Source organism: Stenotrophomonas maltophilia (genome assembly GCF_004920835.1).
GTDB classification, from domain to species: domain Bacteria; phylum Pseudomonadota; class Gammaproteobacteria; order Xanthomonadales; family Xanthomonadaceae; genus Stenotrophomonas; species Stenotrophomonas maltophilia_AQ.
The window spans coordinates 191,996-214,963 of sequence record NZ_QFHO01000001.1 but is presented as its reverse complement, the minus strand read 5'-3'; the positions used below and the strand labels follow the sequence as shown (position 1 = coordinate 214,963).

General features: G+C 66.3%; 23 protein-coding genes. 14 read left to right on the top strand and 9 right to left on the bottom strand.

Annotated features, from left to right (window positions below; all coding sequences use genetic code 11):
- Positions 1–105: 105 nt before the first annotated feature.
- From DI041_RS00945 to DI041_RS00930, 4 genes are all read right to left on the bottom strand, one after another.
- The gene (locus DI041_RS00945) at positions 106–495 is read right to left on the bottom strand and encodes an OsmC family protein (protein ID WP_032129425.1); all 390 of its coding nucleotides are present in this window, start codon (positions 493–495) and stop codon (positions 106–108) included.
- A 116-nt stretch (positions 496–611) separates the two neighbouring features.
- Positions 612–1,253: a hydrolase gene (locus DI041_RS00940; protein WP_136637924.1), complete on the bottom strand. Its 642-nt coding sequence runs from the start codon at positions 1,251–1,253 to the stop codon at positions 612–614.
- Positions 1,254–1,307: 54 nt separating this feature from the next.
- On the bottom strand, positions 1,308–1,988 hold the full coding sequence (locus DI041_RS00935; protein WP_005409868.1) for a hydrolase: 681 nt from the start codon (positions 1,986–1,988) through the stop codon (positions 1,308–1,310).
- Between the two features lie 71 nt (positions 1,989–2,059).
- Positions 2,060–2,926, bottom strand: a complete 867-nt coding sequence (locus DI041_RS00930) for a pirin family protein (RefSeq protein WP_046986974.1) — start codon at positions 2,924–2,926, stop codon at positions 2,060–2,062.
- Positions 2,927–3,077: 151 nt separating this feature from the next.
- Here DI041_RS00930 and DI041_RS00925 point away from each other — a divergent pair, with 151 nt between their 5' ends.
- The 11 genes from DI041_RS00925 to DI041_RS00875 all read left to right on the top strand — a co-directional run bounded on the left by DI041_RS00925 (position 3,078) and on the right by DI041_RS00875 (position 15,228).
- Positions 3,078–4,004, top strand: a complete 927-nt coding sequence (locus DI041_RS00925; protein ID WP_136637925.1) for a LysR family transcriptional regulator — start codon at positions 3,078–3,080, stop codon at positions 4,002–4,004.
- Between the two features lie 133 nt (positions 4,005–4,137).
- The gene (locus tag DI041_RS00920) at positions 4,138–4,641 is read left to right on the top strand and encodes an RNA polymerase sigma factor (protein WP_006370408.1); all 504 of its coding nucleotides are present in this window, start codon (positions 4,138–4,140) and stop codon (positions 4,639–4,641) included.
- A gap of 82 nt (positions 4,642–4,723) precedes the next feature.
- The gene (locus DI041_RS00915) at positions 4,724–5,680 is read left to right on the top strand and encodes a FecR family protein (protein WP_136637926.1); all 957 of its coding nucleotides are present in this window, start codon (positions 4,724–4,726) and stop codon (positions 5,678–5,680) included.
- Between the two features lie 182 nt (positions 5,681–5,862).
- Entirely contained in the window at positions 5,863–8,985 is a 3,123-nt protein-coding gene (locus tag DI041_RS00910) for a TonB-dependent receptor (protein WP_136637927.1), read from the top strand.
- Positions 8,986–9,039: 54 nt separating this feature from the next.
- On the top strand, positions 9,040–9,804 hold the full coding sequence (locus DI041_RS00905) for a Slam-dependent surface lipoprotein (protein ID WP_046984627.1): 765 nt from the start codon (positions 9,040–9,042) through the stop codon (positions 9,802–9,804).
- A 90-nt stretch (positions 9,805–9,894) separates the two neighbouring features.
- Positions 9,895–11,349: a surface lipoprotein assembly modifier gene (locus DI041_RS00900; RefSeq protein WP_136637928.1), complete on the top strand. Its 1,455-nt coding sequence runs from the start codon at positions 9,895–9,897 to the stop codon at positions 11,347–11,349.
- A 136-nt stretch (positions 11,350–11,485) separates the two neighbouring features.
- Positions 11,486–11,890, top strand: a complete 405-nt coding sequence (locus DI041_RS00895; RefSeq protein ID WP_046984629.1) for a response regulator — start codon at positions 11,486–11,488, stop codon at positions 11,888–11,890.
- A 9-nt stretch (positions 11,891–11,899) separates the two neighbouring features.
- Complete coding sequence (locus DI041_RS00890) at positions 11,900–13,486, top strand: sensor histidine kinase (RefSeq protein ID WP_136637929.1); 1,587 nt, start codon at positions 11,900–11,902, stop codon at positions 13,484–13,486.
- Between the two features lie 70 nt (positions 13,487–13,556).
- Entirely contained in the window at positions 13,557–13,898 is a 342-nt protein-coding gene (locus tag DI041_RS00885) for a type II toxin-antitoxin system prevent-host-death family antitoxin (protein WP_136637930.1), read from the top strand.
- 3 nt (positions 13,899–13,901) lie between these two features.
- Positions 13,902–14,522, top strand: a complete 621-nt coding sequence (locus DI041_RS00880) for an ATPase (RefSeq protein ID WP_136637931.1) — start codon at positions 13,902–13,904, stop codon at positions 14,520–14,522.
- Positions 14,523–14,601: 79 nt separating this feature from the next.
- The gene (locus DI041_RS00875) at positions 14,602–15,228 is read left to right on the top strand and encodes a hypothetical protein (protein ID WP_046984633.1); all 627 of its coding nucleotides are present in this window, start codon (positions 14,602–14,604) and stop codon (positions 15,226–15,228) included.
- 84 nt (positions 15,229–15,312) lie between these two features.
- Here DI041_RS00875 and proP read toward each other — a convergent pair whose 3' ends face one another.
- The 3 genes from proP to DI041_RS00865 form a co-directional block, all read right to left on the bottom strand.
- Positions 15,313–16,800: a glycine betaine/L-proline transporter ProP gene (gene proP, locus DI041_RS00870; protein ID WP_136637932.1), complete on the bottom strand. Its 1,488-nt coding sequence runs from the start codon at positions 16,798–16,800 to the stop codon at positions 15,313–15,315.
- Positions 16,801–17,060: 260 nt separating this feature from the next.
- Complete coding sequence (locus DI041_RS21495; protein WP_282567735.1) at positions 17,061–17,189, bottom strand: hypothetical protein; 129 nt, start codon at positions 17,187–17,189, stop codon at positions 17,061–17,063.
- An 85-nt stretch (positions 17,190–17,274) separates the two neighbouring features.
- Entirely contained in the window at positions 17,275–17,502 is a 228-nt protein-coding gene (locus tag DI041_RS00865) for a hypothetical protein (protein WP_046984635.1), read from the bottom strand.
- Between the two features lie 163 nt (positions 17,503–17,665).
- Here DI041_RS00865 and DI041_RS00860 point away from each other — a divergent pair, with 163 nt between their 5' ends.
- From DI041_RS00860 to DI041_RS00850, 3 genes are all read left to right on the top strand, one after another.
- A complete protein-coding gene (locus DI041_RS00860; RefSeq protein ID WP_136637933.1) occupies positions 17,666–18,082 on the top strand; it encodes a baeRF12 domain-containing protein in 417 nt (138 codons plus the stop codon).
- A 5-nt stretch (positions 18,083–18,087) separates the two neighbouring features.
- Positions 18,088–18,411: a thioredoxin family protein gene (locus DI041_RS00855; RefSeq protein ID WP_136637934.1), complete on the top strand. Its 324-nt coding sequence runs from the start codon at positions 18,088–18,090 to the stop codon at positions 18,409–18,411.
- Between the two features lie 103 nt (positions 18,412–18,514).
- Positions 18,515–20,866, top strand: a complete 2,352-nt coding sequence (locus tag DI041_RS00850) for a GH92 family glycosyl hydrolase (RefSeq protein WP_136637935.1) — start codon at positions 18,515–18,517, stop codon at positions 20,864–20,866.
- Positions 20,867–20,904: 38 nt separating this feature from the next.
- Here DI041_RS00850 and DI041_RS00845 read toward each other — a convergent pair whose 3' ends face one another.
- Both DI041_RS00845 and DI041_RS00840 read right to left on the bottom strand, forming a co-directional pair.
- Positions 20,905–22,284, bottom strand: a complete 1,380-nt coding sequence (locus DI041_RS00845; protein ID WP_136637936.1) for a sensor histidine kinase — start codon at positions 22,282–22,284, stop codon at positions 20,905–20,907.
- Positions 22,277–22,951, bottom strand: coding sequence for a response regulator (locus DI041_RS00840; protein WP_049399744.1), 675 nt, complete (start codon positions 22,949–22,951; stop codon positions 22,277–22,279). The genes DI041_RS00845 and DI041_RS00840 overlap by 8 nt, the downstream gene beginning before the upstream one ends.
- Positions 22,952–22,968 lie beyond the last annotated feature (17 nt).

Below are 22,968 nucleotides of genomic sequence, written 5' to 3'. Positions count from 1 at the left end.
TGCGCGCTCACTGCATCCGAACGCGGACGCGCAGCTTGGAACAGGGGCGAGGCCGGAACAAGCGAGGAACCGGCCAAGATCCGCCGCAGGTGGGCCAGACCTGCTTCAGCCGCGCTCGCTGGTGATCCGTGCGCCCTCGCGCATCACCAGGGTCACCGGGGTCTTCTCCACCACTTCCAGCAGACGCTGCCACTGTGCATCGCTCAGTTCAGCGCTGGCGTGCAGCACGCGATGTACGTGGAAGCGCCCATCCTCGTCACGCTCAGAGCGCAGCTCGGCATGAAACTCGCCCAGTTCCCAGCCCTTGCGTTGTGCATACATGCGCAGGGTGATGGCGGTGCAGGCCGCCAGCGAGGCAAGGTACAGATCGAACGGCGCGAAGCCCTTGCCCTGGCCGCCGAGCGATGCCGGCTCGTCCGCGTCCACATCAAAGCTGCCATTGCTGATGTGGTGCAGGTAGTTGTCGCCGGTCGAAACAATGCGTGCGTAGGCCATCGGAGTCTCCATCTGTCTATAGCGTCGAGCCATGCTCGACCAATCCACTGTAGAGTCGAGCCGTGCTCGACTGCTCCAAAAAGGCGGCGCCAGGCAAGGCCAGCGCCGCCACGAAATCACTCGGTACGATCGTACGAGAACTGGATACCCGCCGTACCACCGGTTTCGATGAAGAGGTTCATGAACGCCGGCACCGTTTCCGAACGGGCCCAGTCGCGCTGCAGCTCGCAGAACAGCTGCGGCACGCTGATCAGCTGGCCCCCGGCCTGTTCGATGCGGCGCAGCGCGGCATCGTGCGCGGCCAGCGAAGTGCCGCCGACGGCGTCGACCACCACGTACACTTCATAGCCTTCCTTCAACGCATCCAGGGCCGGGAAAGTCAGGCAGGCCTCGGTCCACAGCGCGGTCATGATCAGCTTGCGGCGGCCGGTGGCTTCCACCGCCCTGCGGAACTCGATGTCTTCCCAGGAATTGATGGTGGTGCGGTCGTAGGTGGGGTAGTCACCCAGCACCTTGCGCAGCTGCGGAATCGGCGGCTTGTTCAGGCCGGTCTTGACGTTGACCGTCGAATGCACGATCGGAAGACCGTAAGCCACTGCGGCCTTGGCGGTGCCGACGATGTTGTTGACCAGCAGCTGGCGGTCCATCGAGGCGATGGAGTTCACCTGCACCGGCTGGTAGTCGATGATGATGAAGGCGGAATTCTGCGGGGTCAGCAGGTGGTCGCTGGCCGGGTCGCGGATGGGTTCACTGGACATGGTGGGTCTCCGGTTGGTAGGGGGCCGGCGGCTGGCCGGCACCCCGGGGGCAGCTCAGCTGCGCTGCGAATCCAGCTGCTCGTGGTTCTTCTGAACGTCCTGCGCCTTCAGGTAGCTCTCGATCAACAGCTGGTAATTCGGGAAGATCTTCGTGTAGACCTCGGCCCACTGCTGGGCATCGTCGCGGTTCCAGGTGCGCTGGATCTCCGAGGCCACCGCGGCGGTGTCCATCGGCACCACGCCGGCCTGCACTACGCGGGCCAGGGTGATCTCTTCGGCCATCTTCGAATAGGTGCCCGAGGCATCGATCACAGCGAACACCTGGTAGCCATCGGCCACGGCGGCGATCGACGGGAAGGCCATGCACACGCTGGTGATGGTGCCGGCGATGATCAGCTGCTTGCGGCCGGTGGCCTTCACTGCAGCAACGAATTCCGGGTTGTCCCAGGCGTTGATCTCACCCTTGCGCGCCACGTACTGCGCATGCGGGGCCGCGTCGTGGATCTCCGGGATCAGCGGACCGTTCGGGCCCTGTGGAACCGAGGCGGTGGTGATCACCGGCATCTTCGCCAGCGTGGCCATCTTCGCTAGCGCAGTGGCGTGGGCGCGCACGCTGGTGAATGGCATGTCACCGATGGTCTGGAACAGGCCGCTCTGGTGGTCGATCAGCAGCATCGCGGCGTTGTCCGGATCGATCACCGGGCGGGCACCGTTGAAGTTGGCGGGGGTACTCATGGTCAGTCTCCTGGGGACGGTGGGCGATGGCCCGCTGGCGCGACGGGTCATCACCCGCCGCGCGGAAGCGCTCAGTGCGCGATCTGGCCGAAGCGGCCGCTGTTGAAATCGTTGACCGCCTGGCTGATCTCGGCCTGGCTGTTCATCACGAACGGGCCGTAGCCCACCACCGGCTCGTCGATCGGCTCGCCGCTGAGCAGCAGCAGGGTGGCGTCGCTGTCGGCGTCGACGAACACGTCCTCGCCGCTGCGGTCGAAGGTGACCAGCTGGGCTTCGCCGACCGGCTGGCCGCCGTTGACCCTGACCGAACCCTTCAGCACCACCAGCGCCAGCGTGCGGCCATCGGCCACCGGCAGTTCGGCGTGTTGGCCCTGCTGCAGGCGGATGTCCCAGACATCCATCGGCGTGTGGGTACGTGCTGGACCGGCGTGGCCGTCGAAGCGGCCGGCGATGACACGGACGCGGCCGGCGCCATCGGGCAGCTCCACCGAAGGGATCTGCGCATCGAGCAGGGTCTGGTAGCCCGGTGCGCCCATCTTGTCGCGGGCCGGCAGGTTCACCCACAGCTGCACCATGTCCAGGGTGCCGCCGCGCTTGCTGAATTCCGGCGTATGGAATTCCTCGTGGAGAATGCCGGAGGCAGCGGTCATCCACTGCACGTCGCCCGGGCCGATGGTGCCGCCGGCGCCAGTCGAGTCGCGGTGGGCGACCTCGCCCTCATAGACGATGGTGACGGTCTCGAAACCGCGATGCGGATGCTGGCCGACCCCGCGCGGGGTATCACTGGGGGCGAAGGTGTAGGGGCCGGCATAGTCCAGCAGCAGGAACGGGCTCAGGTGCTGGCCGTGGGTGTTGTAGGAAAACATCGAGCGGGCGGGGAATCCGTCGCCCACCCAGTGCGGGCGGGGCGCGCTGTAGGTACCGGTGACACGCTTCATGGCGATCTCCTGGCCGGGGCTGCCGGCCGCTGTTCTTCGTTGACGGAGACGATATCGCCGCGACAATAGGGTCGGTAGATGCCAATATTTGCCGTCATAGTCCTATCTGGTGAACAATGGGTGCGCGCCTTGCGTCACAGGAGATCGCCCCGTGTTCATTGCTGATATCCGCCGCTGCGACCTCAACGACCTGTTCTACTTCGCGATGGTGGTCGAGCACGGTGGCTTCTCGCAGGCCGGCCGGGCGCTGGCCATGCCGAAGTCGAAACTGAGCCGGCGCATCGCGCTGCTGGAGGAGCGTCTGGGCGTGCGGCTGATCCAGCGTTCGACCCGGCGCTTTTCAGTGACCGAAGTCGGCCAGGACTACTACCGCCATTGCAAGGCGATGCTGGTCGAGGCCGAAGCGGCCGAAGAAGCGATTGCGATGTCACGTGCCGAGCCGCGCGGCACGATCCGTCTGGCGTGCCCGATCGCGATCCTGCATGCGCGCATCGGCACGATGCTGGCCGATTTCCTCGCCCTGCACCCGCAGGTGACGGTGCAGCTGGATGCCACCAACCGGCGCGTCGACGTGGTGGGCGAGGGCGTGGATGTGGCGATAAGGGTGCGGCCGCCGCCGCTGGAGGACAGCGACCTGGTGGTGCGCGTGCTGGCACGCCGGGTCTGGTGTACCAGCGCCAGCCCGACACTGCTGGAACAGTTGGGCACACCGCAGGTGCCGGCCGATCTTGCGGTGATGCCGACGGTGGACCTCGCTTCGGCCAGCCAGCAGCACGCCTGGGAGTACACCGGGCCCGACGATGTGCTGGCCAGCGTGCACCATCGCCCGCGCCTGGTCAGCGATGACATGATCGCGCTGCGTGCGGCGGCGGTGGCCGGGGTCGGGTTGCTGATGCTGCCGCGGATGATGATCACCGATGAGCTGGACAGTGGCGCGCTGGTGCCGGTGTTGACGGAGTGGGTGCCGAAGCACGGCATCGTGCACGCGGTGTTTCCGTCGCGACGTGGCTTGTTGCCGGCGGTGCGAGCGTTGATCGATTACCTCGCCGAACGCTTCGAGGCGCTGGACGAACCGTAGGCCCTTCATCCACGCATGCACGCATGGCGTGGCTCTAAAAGGCTTTGCTTGCCGCCTGCGGCCGCGCGGCCCACAATCCACGTCCGGACCGTCGCCATCACGCCCATCATTCCCCGGTCCGGCCTTGGCACCTATGTCTCCCAATGCCCTGGCGCTGGTCGAGCTGTTGATCCGCGAGCGCCGTGCGTTGTCTCGCTTCATCGCGCGCTATCTCGACCCGGCCAGTACCGAGGACACCCTGCAGAACCTGTACCTGAAGGCCAGCAGCGTGCCCGGTGATCCACCGATCCTGGAGCCGCGTGGCTATCTGTACCGGATGGCCTATCACCATGCGCTCAACCGCAGCCAGGCCGACGCCCGCGAGCGGCGCGCGATGGCCGAGTACGCCGCCGACATGGCCGAGGCCGGCCACGATGGCGAGGCGCAGGCGTTGGACCAGGCACAACTGCGCGAGATCACCCAGACCATCCTCGCGCTGCCGGCGCAGGTACGCGAGTGCTTCGTGCTCAACCGCTACCTGGGCCTGAGCGAGCGGGAAATCGCCACTCGGCTCGGCATTTCCAAGAGCCTGGTCGGCAAGCATGTGCTGCGCGCGGCGCTGCTGATCCAGCAGCATCAACAGGGAACGCGCCGATGACCGGCGATTGCCGTGGGCAGATCGCGCCCGCCGTTGTCACAACAGGAAAGCGCACCCGTTCGCGGTGCGGCAGGCCACAACCATGACCACGTCCGAACCCTCGCCGCGTCAGGCCAGGCAGGCGTTGCGCTGGGTGATCCGGTGCAGTGCAGGCCCGCTGCCGGAACGCCAGCAACGAATTCTGCAGCGCTGGCTGCAGGCCGACCCCCGCCATGCGCTGGCCTGGCGCCAGCAGCAAGCCTTCTGGCAGGGGTTGGATGCCGCCGGGCCCGAAGTGCTGGCGGCGCTGCCTGAACTGACCGCCGACCGCCAGGGGTTGCGGCCGATCGCACCGCGTCGCCGCCTGCCTTGGCTGCTGGCCAGTGCAGCCGCAGTGGTGCTGATGGTTGCCGCTGCGCCGCAGGCGCTGCTGCTGGCACGCAGTGACCTGCGTAGTGGCGATGCGCCACGCGTGGTGCAGCTGGAAGACGGCAGCACCGCCGTGCTCGATGCGGGCACCGCGCTGGCGCTCGAGTTCGACGGCCAGCAGCGTCGCCTGCGCCTGCTGCGCGGGCAGGCCTGGTTCCAGGTGGCGCACGAGGCTCGTCCGTTCCAGGTCGAGGCCGGGGGCGGCCGGGTCCGTGATATCGGCACCGCCTTCAGCGTGTCGATGCAGGACACCACGGTCACCACCCAGGTCAGCGAGGGTGCGGTCGACGTGCGTCCGGGCGATGGCAGCGTACAGCGCCTGCATGCGGGGCAGTCGCGGGCGTTCCGTGACGGCCGCTGGCTGCAGCCGGTGCGGCTGGAAGATGCCGAGGCCATGGCGCCGTGGCGGCGTGGTGAGGTCGCGATCGACAATCTGCCGGCCGCGCAGGCCATCGCCGATCTGGCGCGCTATCGGCGTGCACCGGTATGGGTACTGGGCGGGCAGGGCGCGAACGTGCGGGTCAGTGGCCTGTTCCACCTGCAGCAGCCGGAGACCGCTATTGATGCCGTGGCCACACAGGCGGGACTGCGCGTGCAGCGCTTGCCCGGTGGCGCGTTGGTGCTGTGGTGAGGTGCAGCAGGTTCATGGCGGAATACACGGCATGAAAAAAACATGAAAAAACCGTGGGCAGTCGCCACACGCGGCTGTCTATAGAGGTATAGCCAGAGCGAAACACCGTTTCTTCTCAAGCCAGACACACCACCGGCACCGGATGTGCCCGTGGTCCAGCCACGCTTGAGGAGTTCCTGTCCATGCCGTCCACGGCATCTGCCTGTCATCGCCGCGCCACCGTCCTGGCTCTGGCCATCTCTACTGCATTGCTGCCGCTGGCCTGGGTCCCGGTCGTGCAGGCGCAACCGGCGGTCGTCGCGCCGTTGCGCCAGTACACCATTCCGGAACAACCCCTGGCCGACGCCGTGCGTGCCTTTGGCCGCCAGGCCGATGTGCAGGTGGTGTTCCGCAGCGATCTGGTGGAAGGCCGGCGCTCCAGTGCTGTGCAGGGTGAGTACAGCCAGATGCAGGCCCTGCAGCAGCTGCTGCGCGGCAGCGGCGTACGTGCGCAGCGTGGCATGGACGGCACCTGGAGCCTGCGTGCCGCAGCGGAGGCGGGTGAGGGGGAAGGGGTACGGGTGACCGAAACACTGGACGTGGCCGGTCGCCTGCAGTCGGAAGGGGGCGAGGCCCGCGATCGGCGCGGCTACGATGATGTGTTCGCGCTGGACCTGACCACGGCGTATTCGGGGCGCGACCGGGTGGAGCGCTATCGCGGTTCCAATCCGGCCGACGTGGTCAAGGATCTGGTCGGTGTGTTCAGTGGAGACGCCCGCAACAGCGGTGCGCTGGACGTCAACATCCGTGGCATCCAGGGGCCGGGGCGGGTGCCGGTCAGCATCGACGGTGGCGAACAGGCGCTTACGGTCTGGCGCGGCTACAACGGCGTCAGCAACCGCAACTACATCGATCCCAACCTGATCGGTGGCATCCAGGTCATCAAGGGGCCAGGGCTGGTGCGCGATGTGCACAGCGGGATCGGTGGCGCGCTGGTGATCAAGACCATCGACGTTGACGACATTGTTGCTGCCGGCGAACGCTTCGGCGGGGAGCTGAAGATCGAAGGCAGCAGCAATGCGGTGGCGCCACGCCTGCCTCGCCTGCACACCGGCGAGGACTACCGAACCGTAACGGGCTTCCCGCAGGGCTCGCCGAACTCGCCCTATGACGACCGCACCCTGGTGGTGCCGGTGAAGTCGCGCAGTGGCAACAACCCCTTCGATGGCGAGGACCAGGCCTGGCGCCTGGCGCTGGGCGTGCGTGGCGACAACGTCGACCTGATGGCCGCCTACGCCTGGCGCAAGCGCGGCAACTACTTCTCCGGGACCAAGGGCAGCGCCTACTACGACCAGGACCGCCGCGAGCAGTACGAGTACCAGGGCATCGACTACATCACCACGCTGGCGCGCTATTTCAAGCCCGGCGATGAGGTGCCCAACACCTCCAGCGAACAGGAGTCGTGGCTGGTCAAGGGAACTTGGCAGATCAATGACGAGCAGCAGCTGAAGGCCACCTGGCGGCGCACGCTGTCGCACTATGGCGAGATCATGCCGTCGCGGATACTGTCCGCGCCGGACTACGGACGAATCCAGTGGCCGCTAAGTCGGGTTGCGTCCGATGCCTGGAACCTGGAGTACCGCTTCCAGCCGGCCGGCAGCCGCTGGCTGGACCTCTACGCCAACCTGTGGCGCACTGAGACGGACAGCGATACCTACACCGCAGGCGGCTTCCCGAACTTCGCTCCCGGCAATCCGGACTGGAATGCCGGGGCCAGCCCGATCCTGCGCAACACCGCGCTGGCGAATGCGAGCAACGACCGAACCGGCCTGACCCTGAGCAACCGCTTCGCCCTGCATTCCACGCTGGACCTGACCGTGGGCGGCAACTGGCAGTACGAGAAGCTGGGTTCGCGTGACCCGTATTTCGGCCCGTCCGATGGCTGGCGCATGTACCCGCGCGCTGGCCGTCGCCAGGAAGGCGAGGGTTACCTCAATCTGGAATGGCGTCCGGTCGACTTCCTTGCTTTCAACGCCGGCGTGCGCTACAGCCGCTACTGGGCCTTCGATGATTTCCTGCAGGCGCATCCAGAGCTGCTGACCAAGGGCGTGGGCAGCAAGGAGGCGACCTACCGGACGAATGAGCTGCCCGAGCGGCCGGCCAGCCTGCAAGCGCAGATCGATGCACTGGAGGCCGAACGCGAGTTCTGGGAGAGCATCGGCATGGGTTCGGTGGTTGACGATGCACTGCATGGTCTGCTGGCGTACTACGAGACGCCGCAGGCGGTGGAACATCGGCTTCCGTGGTTGCCCGATGGCAACGGCAACTATGCCCGTGCGACCAACCCCTGTCTCAACGGCCAGGTGGCGGTCATACCCGGCGTGCTGCCGATCTACCCCGGCAGCGACCTGGTCTGCAATATCGGCAACACCATGCAGTCGCGGCCGGTGGACGGGCGCAATGACCGCCGCCGCGATCACGCGTGGTTGCCTACTTTCTCGGCCACCGTGAACCTGTCCAAGGCCGCGCGCGTCTACCTGCGCTACAGCGAAGCAGTGCGCTTCCCCAGCATGTTCGAAAGCACCATCGCTTTCTCCAGCAGCCTCAACCCGCTGTACACGCTCAAGCCCGAGCATGCCTACAACTACGAGCTGGGCTACGTGCACAACCTGTCGGGCCTGTTCGGCAACACGGCCGATGCCGACGTCAAGCTGGCCTATTACGTGCACAAGACCCGCAACGTGATCGAGCGCGACGCCTACTTCCTGTTCGACAATATCGACAAGCAGACCATCCGCGGCATCGAGCTGCAGGCACGCTTCGACAACCGGCGCTTCTTCACCGACCTGGGTATTTCGCGCACGCTGGAAAACGAGGTGTGCGACGAAAGCACGGCAGTGCTGCTGGATGCCAACCGTGGCCTGGTTCCGAACTGCGTGCAGGACGGTTTCGTCAGCGGCTACCTGTTGACCCAGGCGATTCCGAAGTTGTCGGTGAACCTGTCGCTCGGTACGCGCCTGTTCGATGAACGGTTGGAACTGGGCAGCCGCACCGTGCACTACCAGCGCCACGAAAACCCGGATCTACAGGCCTATCGCGACCGGTTGCTGGCCGGTGGCAGCAGCCTGCTGTGGCAGAACGTGCCGTTCACCTGGGGCAACATCACCACCGTCGATGCATACGCGCGCTGGCGCTTCAACGAGCACGCCAGCGTCGAGCTGGTGGGCAGCAACCTCGGCAACCGCTACTACGTCGACCCGGCCACGCGCTCCACGCTGCCGGCGCCGGGCCGCACCCTCAAGCTCGGCTTCACCGCGCGCTTCTGACCTCCCGCTTTCAAGCGTTGTACCCGTAGTTCCCACAACCCAAGGAGCAATACCATGAAGATGATCTCCCGTTCGGTTCTCGCCGTTGCTGCCACCTTTGCCCTGGCCGGCGCCGCGCATGCCGCTGACATCGTCGGTGCGGCCAGCCCGGTGACCGACGCCGAACTGTACGTCGCCGTCGGCGAATCGCAGGTCAACGGTGGCCCGCACAAGGCAGGCAAGGCCGGTATCGGCGTCGGCACCGTCTCCAACGCCAAGCCGGTCGATTTCCAGGGCCTGAGCCTGTACTCGGGCACCACCACCGTCAATGGTACCGCTGTGCGCACGCTGGCCATGCCGATCACCGGCGCACCGGGCAGCCATGCCGGCATGGGCCACTTCAACTTCGTCAAGGTTGGCAGCGGCGATGTGTGGTTTGGCGAGTGGTCCAAGGATGGCGCCGCTGGTGGCTTCAACAACCGCCAGGTCTACTTCGTCGGTGACCGTGCCGGCACCACGCTTCCGGCCGGTGTGGCCACCTACAGCGTTGCGGGCCTGAACAAGTTCAACGGCAGCAACCTGCTGTCGGGCACCTTCCGTGCGGACTTCGGCAGCGGCAAGCTGCTCGGCGGCCTGACCGGTGGCGGCCTGGCGATCAACGTCAACGCCAACATCAACAGCGCCAATGCGTCGTTCGCCGGTTCGGCCACTGCCAACGGCAGCGTTGCCGGCACCACCCAGGGGCAGTTCTTCGGCGCCAACGCGGCCGCCCTGGCCGGTATCGCCACCTTCAGTGGCAACAGCCAGTACGACACCGCCTTCGGCGGCAGCAAGAACTGATTGCCACGCCCCTGACGGGGCAGGGCAGGGGCAAGCCGCGATCCGCCAGTCCCTGCTTCGGCCCGCTGCATGCACCACCACGGATCGACCATGCGCCACTCCATCTTCCTTGTCGTTCTGCTGCTGGCGGCCGCCGATGTGCGCGCACAGCAGGACGATCTTCGCCGCGTGCTCGAACAGGGCACCGACCTGCGTCACCAGCAGCAGGACCAGCAGCGCCTGCAGCAGGCCGAGTCGGAGCGGCCGACCATCACCATCGACGGCCAGACGCTGCGCGTGGAGCGCACCGTCGATGATCTTGGCCAGGCTCTCTACCTGTCACTGCAGCATCAGCAATGGCAGGCCGCCGCTGCGTTCCTCGATGAGTACATCGAACTGCCCGGCCATGACCCACTGCTGCGCCACTATGCGCAGGGGGCGCTGGCGCGGGTGGCGGGCGACCATCGCCGCGCGGCGAAGGAGTACGAAGCACTGCTGGTGGCGCAGCCGGACTTCCTGCCGGCGCGCCTTGAACTGGCGCGTGTCTACGCAGAAGACCAGCGCGATCGCGATGCGGTCGCGTTGTTCACGGCCATCGCTGCGGGCATCAATGCCGATGATCCGGCCACGGCCGGCGTCCGCGCTCGCGTGGACGGCTACCTGAGTGCCCTGCAGGCGCGCCAGCGCTGGAAAGGCGCGCTGTCCGCCGGCCCGGCATGGAGTGACAACATCAACCGCAGCTCGGCCAGTCGCACCTGCCTGTTCGGCGTGGGCGACGCCTGCATCATCGAACGGAAACTGCCCGACGCCCAGCGCGCGGCGGGCCTGGACTACGACGCCAGCCTGGAACGGCGCTGGGTGCTCGGCGGGCATCATGGGCTGTACGTGCGCGGTCTCGCCTTCGGTCAGACATGGCGCGGGCAAAGTGCGTACAACGAGCTCAATGCCAACGTGCAGGCGGGTTACAGCTGGCGTAGTGCACGGCAGACCGTGCTGCTTGCCCCCAGCTATGACTACCAGGGCCTGGGCAACCATGCGCTGCAGGGGGGCAGTGGCGTGCACGGGGAATGGCAGTACGCCCTGGATGCACGCAGCCTGCTCAAGCTGGAGGCCGACTGGAAGCGCCAGCGGTATCGACAGCAGGGCCTGGCCAGCAACTACGACGGCGAGCTGGCATCGTTGTATGCCACCTGGTTCCGCGCGCTCAACCCGCGCTGGACGGTTTTCGCCGGGCTGGATGTCACCGACAGCAGCGCAGCCGACCCGGCCAACGGCTACCGCCAGCGCGGCGTGCGGCTGGGCGCGGCGCGGCAGTGGATCGGCACCACGGCCACCGTATTCGTGTCGCTGCGCCATCGCGACTACGACACCTGGAGTCCGCTGCTGGAAGCACGGCGTGAGGACAGCGAACAGAACCTGATCGCCATCGTCCGCAGCGAGCGCCTGGCCGTGGCCGGGCTGGTGCCCAGCCTGAGCCTGCGTTATGCCCGCATCGACAGCAATGTCGACTGGCTGTACAGCCACGACCGCAGCCTGCTCAGCCTGAAGTGGGAGCGGGCCTTCTGAACGCGCCGCTGCAATGCCGCGGTGAACGCGCCGTGGCCGCGACCTTCATCCATCATCACGCGCCCTTGTAGCCCGGTTCGCGCATCCTGCGGGCGTTGCGGCAGAGGTGGGCCGCGTGTATCGAGGAGCGCCGGTCGTGCTGGAAGCGGGCAACAAACCAGAGGGCCTGAAAGGGCTGCGTGTACTGGTGGCGGAGGATGAATTCGCCATCGCGATGTTCCTGGTCGACTATCTGGAGCTGAAAGGCGCACAGGTGGTGGGGCCGGCGGGTAACCTGCAGGCGCTGGGGCAGCTGGTCGATGCCCATCCGATCGACGTGGCCCTTCTGGACATCAACCTCGGTGGCGAACAGGTCTATCCGTTGGCGGACCGCCTGGCCGAGGCCGGTACCCCGTTCCTGCTGACCTCCGGCTACGACGACAACCTGCCCAGCCGCTTCGCCAGCGCGCCGCGCTGTACCAAGCCTTATCACATCGAAGCCCTGGTGCAGCAGCTGGCCGGGCTGGTGGCGACGCCGCAGGTCCCTGCGGGCATCGCCTGATTGCGCGGCATGTCGCGCCGTCCTGAAGGCATTCACGCCGCCGAGCTGCGTGGCGGAATGCCACCCACGCCGCGCCCGCACGCGCGCCACGATGGCATGGCCGCGCGTATCGCCCGCCATGACTGGTCACGCAGCCCGTTGGGCGCGATCGAGCAATGGCCGCCGCACCTGCGCGCCACCGTAGATCTGATGCTGGCCCACGGCTTCCCGATGATCGTGTTGTGGGGCGAGCAGCTGGTACAGCTCTACAACGATGGTTACGCCGAGATCCTGGCCGACAAGCATCCTGGCGGGCTTGGGCAGCCGACCCGTGAATGCTGGCCCGAGGTCTGGCACATCAACGGTCCGCTCTACACCCGTGTATGGCAGGGCGAGACGCTCACCTTCGAAGACAAACTGTACCCGCTGGTCCGCCATGGGCGCCTGGAAGACGTCTGGTTCACCATCACCTACAGCCCCATCCGTGGCGAAGAGGGGCGGATCAACGGGGTGCTGGTGACCATGTTCGAGACCACCGCGGCACACATGGCGCTGGCCGCGCGTGAGCGTGAGGAGCTGCGGCGGCGCGAGAGCGAACGGCGCCTGGAACTGGCCTTCAGGATGCTGCCGGTGGGCCTGTGCATCGTCGATCTGCAGGGCCGCATGCTGCTGTCCAATGATCAGATGCGCGCCTACCTGCCCACCGGCAAGGTGCCTTCCAGGGACGCGGACAACCAGCATCGCTGGCACGGCTGCCATTCCGATGGCACCCCCATTGCGCCGGACGACTTCGCCATTGCACGGGCGATGCGCGGCGAGACCGTGGTGCCGGGGCTGGAATTCCAGTACCTGCACGATGATGGCCGCGCGCGCTGGACGCGGGTCGCGGCCGCTCCGTTGCGTGACGCCGACGGTGAGGTCAGCGGCGTGTTCGCCATCGCCGTGGACATCGATGATCTCAAGCGTGCGACCGAGCGCCAATCGGTGCTGTTGGCCGAACTGCAGCACCGGGTGCGCAACATCATGTCGACCATCCATGCCATCGCCTGGCGTACCCGCGAGTCGGTCGGCAGCGTGGATGAGTATGCCGAGCGCTTGTGCGGGCGGCTGATGTCACTGGCGCGGACGCAGAGCCTGCTGACCCGTGGCGCCAATGCAGGGGTCTGCCTGCGCGGCATGCTGGATGAGGAGATCGCGGCGCAGTCCCCGCCTGCCGCGGTCTACAGCCTGCACGGCGAGGACGTGCTGCTGCCGCCGAAGGCCGCCGAAGTGCTGTCGCTGGCCATCCATGAATTGGCCACCAATGCGCTGCGGCATGGTGCGCTGACCCATGAGGATGGGCATATCGACGTGTCCTGGCACCTGCAGGTGCAGGAAGGGCAGCCGTGGCTGGGCCTGCACTGGTGCGAACGGCATGCCGAGGTGGAGGACTGGGAGCTGCCCCGGCAGCGGGGTCTTGGCCGGTCCCTGATCGAGCAGCGCGTGACCTATGAACTGGCCGGCACTGGCGAGCTGCGCTTTGGTGCACAGGGCCTGGACGCCTGGATCCGCTTCCCGCTGCGCGAGCGCGACAGCCTGTTGCAGACCGACGCTCCCCAGGCCGGAACCGGCAGGTGAATGCCATTAATCCCCAATTTGGCCAAATTGGGTATAGTGGCCATAGTCCACTTCTGCCTGGAGCCGTGCCATGACCTTGCCGCTGGATCTGCCTGGCCTTGAGAGGGCCCCGGCCTCGTCGGTGAAGACCCGGGGCTGGCCGAGCCTGATGCGCACCGTGCGCGAGAAGCAGGCGCTGGTCATCACCAACCACAATCATCCCGAAGCGGTGATCGTGGATATCCGCACTTACCAGGAGCTGCTGGCCAAAGCCGCCGGCGGTGATGCGGGTGAGCGCAGCGAGGAGCTGCTGCGCCTGCGCGGTGAGTTTGACCAGACCCTGGCCAGCCTGCAGCGCGGCGAAGGGCTGGGCAAGGTGCTGGGCCAGCCGATCCGTCGCGGCCGCAAGGTCACCCTCGGCCGTCCGCTCTGATCTATGGGGCGGATCCTGGTGCTGGCCGGCGTCAACGGCGCCGGCAAGAGTTCGTTGTTGGGAACCTGGCTGGAAGCGGAGGGCCTGGGCTGGTTCAATCCCGATTCTTTCACCCGGCGCCTGGTCGAGGCCGGCTGGCCGCTGCCCGAGGCCAATGCCGAGGCCTGGCAGGAAGGTACCCGCCGGTTGCGCCAGGCCATGGCCGACGGCACGGACTTCGCCTTCGAGACCACGCTGGGTGGCAACACCATTCCACGCCTGCTGCGTGAGGCCTGCGAACACCATCACGTTGCGATCTGGTTCTGTGGCTTGGCCACGGTCGAGCTGCATATCGCCCGCGTTGCGGCGCGGGTGGCGGCTGGTGGTCACGACATTCCAGTGGAGAAGATCCACGCCCGTTTCGATTCGGCACGCGAGAACCTGCTGGAACTGCTGCCACACCTGGCCGAGCTGCATGTCTACGACAACAGCGCACCGGCTGATGCCGAGGGCTGCGTCGAGCCGCTGCCGGTGCTGGCGATGGAGCGCGGCCAGCTGCAATACCCGGTCTCGGTGGCTGAACTGCTGCATACGCCTGACTGGGCCAAGCCGATCGTGATGCGTGCGATGGAGTTGAACGGATAGGGCCAGTACTTCCTGGCAGAGGGTCACAACAGGGCTGGTACGATTTCGCTACGCTGTTCGCACATTCAAGGAGGATGTCATGCAGGGATCCGCAACGTTCCGCTCGACCCCGATCCGCCTGACGCTTGCAGCGCTGGCGCTGGCGCTGGCGCTGTCCTGCATGCCGGCGATGGCCGCGTCGCCCGCCGCCAAGCGACCATCGCCGCCCAGCCTGGTGCAGGCCTTCCACGCCGCCGAAGCCAACTTGCGGCTGATTCCCGGCGACGACATTGAATCCGATTTCCGTCCGGTGTGGAGCGCTGTTGCCGACCTCGATGGCGATGGCCGTGCCGAGGTCGTGTATTTCTACACGTCCGACTACAGTGGCGGCAGCTTCGCGCAACGCAATGTGGTGGCGGTGATGACGGTGCTGACGGCGAACGATCCGCGCGGCCAGGAGAACCCGAACAGCCTGTCGCCGGTGGAAGCAGAGGACTATGCCGCCATCCGCAGGTATGGCTATGGTGACGACGCGGCTGAACAGATTCCAGGCGCCATCCGCGCGATCCGCATCCAGGGTGATCGCATCATTGTCGATTTCACCGTCAGTGCCGGGGCGACGGTCTGCGAATGGAAGAGCCCGAATCGCCACGTCTGTCCGCCGGATGGAAACTACACATGGACGCTGCGTTGGACGCCGGGGAAGCTGACCCGCATCAAGAAGTAGCGCCAGGTAGCGCCGGGTGTACGCGCCCGGCGCCACTGGCCCCTTAGATCCACGCCAAGCGAGGATCGCGTTCTGCGCCCAGCCTCAGGCCGGTTTTACCTGCTCAGGCTCTGCAGACTCCGGCAGCGGCGGCAAGGTCGGGTCCACCGTCACCGGCACATCGCTCTTCAGCAGCGCAGCTGCTTCGCTATCGCTGCCCACCGCCGGCGGTGAGCCGCGCAGCGGCAGGCCGGCGGTTTCCTTCACGAACAGCATCGTGACAAGGCCGATCACCGCCGCGCCCATCAGGTAGTAGGCCGGCACCAGCGGGTCGCCGGTACGTTCCACCAGCCATGCGGTGACCAACGGCGTGGTGCCGCCGAACAGCGACACCGAGACGTTGAAGGCGATCGACAGCGCGCTGTAGCGCACCGGTGTGTAGAACAGTGCCGGCAGCGTGGACGGCATCGAGCTGGTGAAGCACACCAAGGCCAGGCCCAGCAGCATCAGGCCGAGGAAGATCATCCAGTCGTTGCCGCTGCCGACCAGCAGCAGGCACGGAATGGCCAGCACCAGCAGCGCGATGCAGGCGCCGATGATCATCGGCCGGCGGCCGAGCCTGTCACTGAACAATCCGCCGACGATGTTCAGCGGCATCATCACCAGCATCACGATGATGATCAGCAGCAGGCCTTTGCTCTCGGCGTAGCCCATGGTCACGCTGAGGTAGCTGGGCATGTAGGTCAGCAGCATGTAGTCGGTGACGTTGAACACCAGCACCAGGCCCATGCACACCAGCAGCTGGCGGCCGTGTACCTGGAACAGTGCAGCCAGCCCGGGGCGATCATGCTCGCGTTTCTCGGCTTCCTCGGCAAAGGCGCGGAACGCTGGGGTCTCTTCCAGCTTCATGCGCATGTACAGGCCGAGCAGGCCCAGCGGGCCGGCCACCAGGAACGGAATACGCCAGCCCCAGTCCAGCATCTGCTCGCTGCTCAGCAGCATGTGCAGTGCAGTGACCGTACCGGCGCCGGCGATGTAGCCGCCCAGCGTGCCGAACTCCAGCCAGCTGCCCATCAACCCGCGGTTGCGGTCGGTGGAATACTCGGCGATGAAGGTGGCCGCGCCGCCATATTCGCCACCGGTGGAAAAGCCCTGCACCACGCGCGCCAGCAGCAACAGCACCGGCGCCCAGATGCCGATGCGCTCATAGGAGGGAATCAGGCCGATCGAGAACGTGCCCAGCGCCATCAGGATCATGGTGAACGCCAGCACTTTCTGGCGCCCGTAGCGGTCGCCGAGCGGGCCGAACACCAGGCCGCCCAGCGGGCGCACCAGGAACGCCACGGTGAAGGTGGCGAACGCGGCGATTACCTGTGCGGTGGGGTTGCTGGACGGGAAGAACACCTGGCCGATGGTGACGGCCAGATAGCCGTAGACACCGAAGTCGAACCATTCCATCGCGTTGCCGAGTGCGGCGGCACCGACGGCACGCTTGAGCATGGGCTTGTCGACGACGGTGATCTCATCGACCTTGAGGTGGCGGCGGCGTTTGAACCAGCCAAAATGGGCATGGGAATCAGGCGTGTCCTGCATGGGGGCTCCCTTGTAGGTATGGAATAGGGGATGGGCGATGTGATGTGTCCCGGAAATCGGAAACGGCGATGCAGGCGCAAGTGGCGCAGGGGCATCGGAGCGCGGCGTGGGGGCCGGGGAATGTGTGCAGGCACAACGCCACGCGCACGGCAAAGCACCGCCGCAGGGGCGGAAACGCAGCAACGGGATCACACCGGCAGCGCAGTCAGCGGCCGGGTGTCACAGCAGCGTGGGGGATGCAGGCAGGGGGCCTGCGGGCGTCAGCCGCCGGGATCCAGCGCGAGGCGATGGAAATTCAGGGCGGGAGCAATCGTGGCAAGCGAAACGCCGGTCGGCAGTGCTTTCCACGTAACAGGTTCGCCCGTCACGTAGTGGGTCGTGTCGATCATCCGTTCATGATAGCGGCATCGGCGTGAGCGTGCAGCGAAGCGGGCTGATCTGCACGCTGTGTTCCACGTCGCCTGTTCAGATGGCTCAAGCCGACTTTGCCATCAATCCAAGCACGGTGCAGACCACCGCCACCGCACCCGGCAACGCCAGCCGCCGCGTAATCAGTGCGGCACCAACCACCGTCAACACCGAGAACATGATGGCGAGTGAGAACAGCGGTTGGCCCTGCAGGAACTGATGGATGCACCCTGCGCAGCCGAGGATGGCCAGGCTGGTGGCGAAGTAGACGTGGAACAGTGAGCCAGCGTGCACAGAGGTTCCTCGCGATGATGGAGGCCATAGCGGCAGGCCGCTGGACAAATTTAGGGGGGATTGCAGATTGCGATGACCGGATCACATCCTGTAGGCGCGCCGGTGACATCGATGTGCATAGGGTGGAGCACACAGCAACTTTTTCTGACTGATGGAGGGTGCAATGGCGCGTACGATTCCCGAAGGAACGTTGATCGTGGTGGCCGATGGTGGTTCGGCAAGGGTGTTCACCAACGTGGGTAGCGCGCACCAGCTTGCGTTGAAGCAGGAAGGCGAGCTGCGCCTGCAGGACATCAGCGAGCAGGGCGTGTCCGGGCAGGGCCCGGCCGGTGCTGTGCCCAAGGACATGTCGATCTCGCAGCTCAATGAAGCGACGTTTGCCAAGCAGGTGGCCGAACAGCTCAACGAAGATGCGTTGAAGAACCGGTATGCGCACCTGGTGTTGATCGCCGACCCGACCACGCTGGGCCGCATCCGCCCGCTGCTGCACAAGGAAGTCCAGGCGCGATTGCTGGGCGACATCGCCAAGGATCTGACCAACGCGCCGCTGGAAGACATCCAGAAGGTACTGGCGGCGTAGCGCTCATGCCGTTCATGCGTGATCACCTGCTGACCGAGCCCACCTCTGCGGAGGTGGAGGCGCAGGCGGGCTGGCAGCTGCTGGAATTCGGGACGGCCTGGTGCGGTCATTGCCAGGCTGCACAGCCGGCGTTGCGAGCCTTCGTCGATGCGAACGATCTTCCGCACCGGAAGATCGAAGATGGCAAGGGCAAGCCATTGGGCCGCGCGTTCAAGGTGAAGCTGTGGCCGACGGTGGTGCTGTTGCGCGATGGCCTGGAAGTGGCGCGGGTGGTGCGCCCGGTCGACAGCGCAGACCTGGCAACGCTGCAGGGCGTGCTGCCGGAGTGATGCCTATGCAGCATTAAGACGGCCAATGGACGGACGCCCGCACTGCAGCATGCGGCGCAGCAAACCCGGTGCTAGCATCCGGCAACCACCTGAATCGATCCAAATGCCGATGCCCACGCTGGACCGTCGTCTCCTGATCGTTGTCGCCGCCACGGCGATGCTCGCTTCCGGCCTGGCGTCGGCCGCTCCTGCCAGACCGGCCGCCGACAAGGCCTACGCTTCGGTTGACCCCTTCATTGGTACCGGCGGCGAAGGCCACACCTATCCCGGTGCGACGGTACCGTTCGGCATGGTCCAGCTCAGCCCGGATACGCGCATCCAGCCGCGTGAGAAGGCCTACGGCTGGGCGGCCGGCTATCGCTACGACGACAGCAGCATCGTCGGCTTCTCGCACACCCATTTTTCCGGCACCGGCCATTCGGATCTGGGCGACATCCTGCTGATGCCGTTCACCGGCAATCCGGGCCTGGAGCGTGGCGATCCCGAGAAGCCGCGCAGCGGCTACGCCTCGCGCTTCCGTCACGACGACGAGAAGGCCGAGCCGGGCTACTACGCGGTCACCCTGGACGATTACAAGGTACGCGCCGAGCTGACCACCAGTGCGCGCGTGGGCGTGCACCGCTATGCCTTCCCCAAGGGCGCCGATGCCAAGGTGCTGCTGGACATGCGCACCAGCATGTACGACTACCCGGGCAAGGTACTGTGGTCGCGGGTGCGGGTGCGTGCCGATGGCACGGTAACCGGCTTCCGCGAAACCCGTGGCTGGGCGCCGGGCCGCCAGCTGTACTTCGCGATGCGTTTCTCGCGCCCGCTGTCGGGGCATGAGTTGCACAACACCGAGCAGGACGTCGTCTACAAGGGCTTCCCGCCGCCGGGCGAGAAGGATCCATCGCAGCGTGCACAGATCGAGGGGCGTCAGCTGGTCGGCACCTTCAACTTCGGCAAGCTGGACGCGCCGCTGGTGGTGAAGGTGGCCATTTCTCCGGTCAGCGAAGCCGGCGCCATCGCCAACCTTGACGCGGAAGTGGCCGACTTCGATTTCGACCGCGTGCGCGCGCAGGCCAAGCAGGAGTGGACGCAGGCGCTGTCGGTGCTCGATATCGACGCCCCCGAACACGCCCGGCGCAGTGCCTATACCGCGCTATACCACACCCTGCTGGGGCCGACGCTGTTCATGGATGCCGACGGCCAGTACCGCAGCTCGGACAACGCGGTGCACAAGGCGGACGGCTACACCAACTACTCCACGTTCTCGCTGTGGGATACCTACCGGGCGCTGCACCCGCTGTTGACCCTGGTGCAGTCGGAAAAACGCAACAGCGATTTCGTCAACTCGATGCTTGCCCATCACGAACACAGCCCGTACGGCATGCTGCCGGTGTGGTCGTTCCACGGCCTGGAAGACTGGTGCATGATCGGCTACCACGCGGTGCCGGTCATCGCCGATGCGTACGTCAAGGGCATCCGCGGTTTCGACGCCGACAAGGCGTTGAAGGCGATGGTCGAGACCGCCAACTACGGTCCCTACGACGGCATCGCGCAGTACCGCGAGCTGGGTTATGTGCCGATCGACGAGGAAGGCGAGGCCGCCAGCAAGACGCTGGAGTACGCCTTCGATGATTGGACCATCGCTCGCATGGCGCAGGCCATGGGCAAGGCTGATGTTGCCGCTACCTTCGACAAGCGCGCCGGCAACTGGCGCAATGCTTTCGACAAGGACACCGGCTTCATGCGCGCGCGCAAGCGTGATGGCAGCTTCCGCACCCCGTTCGATCCCAGCGCCAGCGGCTATGGCACTGACTACACCGAAGGCAACGCCTGGCAATACTCCTGGTACGTGCCGCAGGACGTGGCCGGACTGGCCGCAGCGCACGGTGGCAGTGACAAGCTGCTCGCGCGCCTTGACGAGGTGTTCAACGCCAAGGTCGATCCGTCCATCTTCGAGCACATGGAAGACATCACCGGCCTGATCGGCTGGTATGCGCATGGCAACGAACCCAGCCACCACGTCGCCTACCTGTATTCGTACGCCGGCCAGCCGTGGCGCACCCAGGCACGCCTGAAGCAGATCATGGACACTCAGTATGCCGACCGCCCCGATGGCCTGGCCGGCAATGATGACGTCGGCCAGATGTCGGCCTGGTACGTGTTCACCGCGTTGGGCTTCTACCCGGTTGCACCGGGCTCGGGCGAGTACATCCTGGGCCGTCCGTTCCTGCCGAAAACCGCGATGCGCCTGCCCAACGGCAAGACCTTCACCATCGTGGCTGATGGTCTGGACGACAAGCACACCTACGTCGGCAGCGTGAGCCTCAACGGCAAGCCGTTGCAGCGCACCTTCCTGCGCCATGACGAGATCCTGGCCGGCGGCGAGCTGCGCTTCAGCATGCAGGCCGAGCCGAACAAGGCGTGGCCGGGGCAGGACGCGCAGGCGCCGTATTCGATGAGCAGATGACGATTGGTAGGTGCCGACCTTGGTTGGCACGCAGGACGTCAGCGGGAACGAAACCGCAGCCCGACCCGCGCGCCACCGATCGGGGCGGTATCGATCACCAGCGCCGCATCATGCCGTTGCGCGATCTCGGCCACGATCGCCAGCCCCAGCCCGCAGCCGTCGCCTTCTGTGCTGGCTCGGTAGAAGCGTTCCGTGACGCGCGCGCGCTCGGCTTCGGCGATGCCGGCGCCGTTATCGTCCACCCACACCCGCACGCCACCGGCATCGTGCTGCAGACCCAGGGTGATCACGCCGCGCACGCCGCCATAGCGCAGCGCGTTGTCCAGAAGGTTGCCCAGTGCCTCGCGCAGCAGCTGCGGATCGCCCTGTACCTGCAGGCCATCGTCGGGCCCGTCATAGCCAAGATCGACGCCTGCAGTCAATGCACGGTCGGCATAGCGCTCCACCACGCCGCGCGCCAACGCGGCCAGGTCCACAGGCTGCAGCGGCAGTGCGCTGCCATGCGGATCTTCGGAGCGGCTGAGCATCAGCAGCTGGTTGACCAGATGCTGCAAGCGGGCCAGCCCGGCCAGCGTGCCGGACAATGCCAGCTGCTGGGCCTGCGGATCATGCTGGCGCAATGAACTCTCCAGCTCCACCTGCATCGCTGCCAACGGTGTGCGCAGCTGATGTGCAGCGTTGCTGACGAAGCGGCGCTGCGCGGCCTGCATCGCGTCCAGCCGCTGCAGCAGCGCGTTGTAAGCCTCCACCGCCGGCCACAGTTCGCGCGGCGCTTCCTGCGCAGGATCCAGCGGTGCCAAAGGATCCGGCCGCGGACTGGCCAACTTCCGCGCGACCAGGTTGGCATGGCGTGCGGCAGCGCCTGTACCGGACCAGGCCAGCCACGCCGCCAGTGCCAGGATCGCAGCCTGGAACGGAACGCTGGTCAGCAACAGCTTGCGCTCCAGCCGATGGCGCTTGCGCAGTGTCTCGGCCACGCGCAGCCGGATGTCATGGCCCTGGCCGGCGCTGACCACCACTTCAACCATGCGCACGGCCTGCCCGTGTAGCCGCGCGTCGTAGTACACCGCGTCGTCATTCCCAGCGGCGGCCATGGGGCGAGGTAGTGCCTCGGGCAGGTCGCCATACAGGCGCCCGCCATCCGCATCGACCACCTCGCCATGCACTTCGTCGGCGGTGTCCCAGGTGAACATGCGTGATACCGCCGGGGTGATTTCGATGGATGCGCGGCCGTCCTGCACCGTCACCAGTTCGGACAACGACATCGCTGAATCCAGCAGCCAGCGGTCGTAGACCTGGCCGGCATAGAAGCGCGCCAAGGCGAATGAACCCACCGCACTGCACAGCAGCAGCACCAGCAGAGGCAGCCACAGACGCCGCAGCAGCAGGCCGCGCAGGCTGTGCACGCGCTCAGTCACCCATGGCCTCCAACCGGTAGCCGAGGCCGCGCAACATGCGGATGCCGACGCCGGCGTGGGCCTGCTCCAGCTTGCGGCGCAGGCGGCTGACGTGCACCTCGATGACCGACAGGTTGGCCTCGTGATCCCAGCTGTACAACGCATCGAACAGGCGCTGCTTGGTCACGGTGCGCCCCGGGTGCTGCATCAATGCCTCGACCAGCGACAGCTCGCGTGCGGTCAGCTCGATGCGCTGGCCGTCCACCTGCACTTCGTTGCGGATGCTGTCGAAGCACAGCCGGCCCAATCGCTTCTGTGCTGGTGCGTCACTGCGGCGGCGCGACAATGCACGCAGGCGCGCTTCCAGCTCACCCAGCGCGAATGGTTTTGCCAGATAGTCATCACCGCCACGGTCGAGGCCGAGGATGCGATCCTCAACGCCATCGCGCGCGGTCAGGATCAGCACCGGCAATGTGGCGCCATCGTTGCGCAGGCGCGAAAGCAGGTCGAGGCCATCCACGTCCGGCAAGGAAAGGTCGAGCACCATCACGTCATAGGGTGCGCTGGCCAGCGCCGCAGGCGCGTGCAGTCCGCGCGAGAGGTGGTCGCACAGATGGCCGGCACCCTGCAGGGCGCGGATCAGTCCATCGGCCAGGGCGGCATCGTCTTCGATCAGCAGGATTCGCATTGCAAGCTTCGTGCAAG

Bases quoted from the DNA above. Each gene is read 5' to 3' on its own strand.
- DI041_RS00890 (WP_136637929.1), top strand. From the start codon at position 11,900: ATGTCGCGCCGTCCTGAAGGCATTCACGCCGCCGAGCTGCGTGGCGGA.
- DI041_RS00860 (WP_136637933.1), top strand. From the start codon at position 17,666: ATGGCGCGTACGATTCCCGAAGGAACGTTGATCGTGGTGGCCGATGGT.
- DI041_RS00940 (WP_136637924.1), bottom strand. From the start codon at position 1,253: ATGTCCAGTGAACCCATCCGCGACCCGGCCAGCGACCACCTGCTGACC.
- DI041_RS00885 (WP_136637930.1), top strand. From the start codon at position 13,557: ATGACCTTGCCGCTGGATCTGCCTGGCCTTGAGAGGGCCCCGGCCTCG.
- DI041_RS00910 (WP_136637927.1), top strand. From the start codon at position 5,863: ATGCCGTCCACGGCATCTGCCTGTCATCGCCGCGCCACCGTCCTGGCT.
- DI041_RS00855 (WP_136637934.1), top strand. From the start codon at position 18,088: ATGCCGTTCATGCGTGATCACCTGCTGACCGAGCCCACCTCTGCGGAG.
- DI041_RS00840 (WP_049399744.1), bottom strand. From the start codon at position 22,951: ATGCGAATCCTGCTGATCGAAGACGATGCCGCCCTGGCCGATGGACTG.
- DI041_RS00935 (WP_005409868.1), bottom strand. From the start codon at position 1,988: ATGAGTACCCCCGCCAACTTCAACGGTGCCCGCCCGGTGATCGATCCG.
- DI041_RS00850 (WP_136637935.1), top strand. From the start codon at position 18,515: ATGCCGATGCCCACGCTGGACCGTCGTCTCCTGATCGTTGTCGCCGCC.
- DI041_RS00875 (WP_046984633.1), top strand. From the start codon at position 14,602: ATGCAGGGATCCGCAACGTTCCGCTCGACCCCGATCCGCCTGACGCTT.
- DI041_RS21495 (WP_282567735.1), bottom strand. From the start codon at position 17,189: ATGATCGACACGACCCACTACGTGACGGGCGAACCTGTTACGTGGAAA.
- DI041_RS00920 (WP_006370408.1), top strand. From the start codon at position 4,138: ATGTCTCCCAATGCCCTGGCGCTGGTCGAGCTGTTGATCCGCGAGCGC.
- DI041_RS00930 (WP_046986974.1), bottom strand. From the start codon at position 2,926: ATGAAGCGTGTCACCGGTACCTACAGCGCGCCCCGCCCGCACTGGGTG.
- DI041_RS00880 (WP_136637931.1), top strand. From the start codon at position 13,902: ATGGGGCGGATCCTGGTGCTGGCCGGCGTCAACGGCGCCGGCAAGAGT.
- proP (WP_136637932.1), bottom strand. From the start codon at position 16,800: ATGCAGGACACGCCTGATTCCCATGCCCATTTTGGCTGGTTCAAACGC.
- DI041_RS00905 (WP_046984627.1), top strand. From the start codon at position 9,040: ATGAAGATGATCTCCCGTTCGGTTCTCGCCGTTGCTGCCACCTTTGCC.
- DI041_RS00945 (WP_032129425.1), bottom strand. From the start codon at position 495: ATGGCCTACGCACGCATTGTTTCGACCGGCGACAACTACCTGCACCAC.
- DI041_RS00900 (WP_136637928.1), top strand. From the start codon at position 9,895: ATGCGCCACTCCATCTTCCTTGTCGTTCTGCTGCTGGCGGCCGCCGAT.
- DI041_RS00915 (WP_136637926.1), top strand. From the start codon at position 4,724: ATGACCACGTCCGAACCCTCGCCGCGTCAGGCCAGGCAGGCGTTGCGC.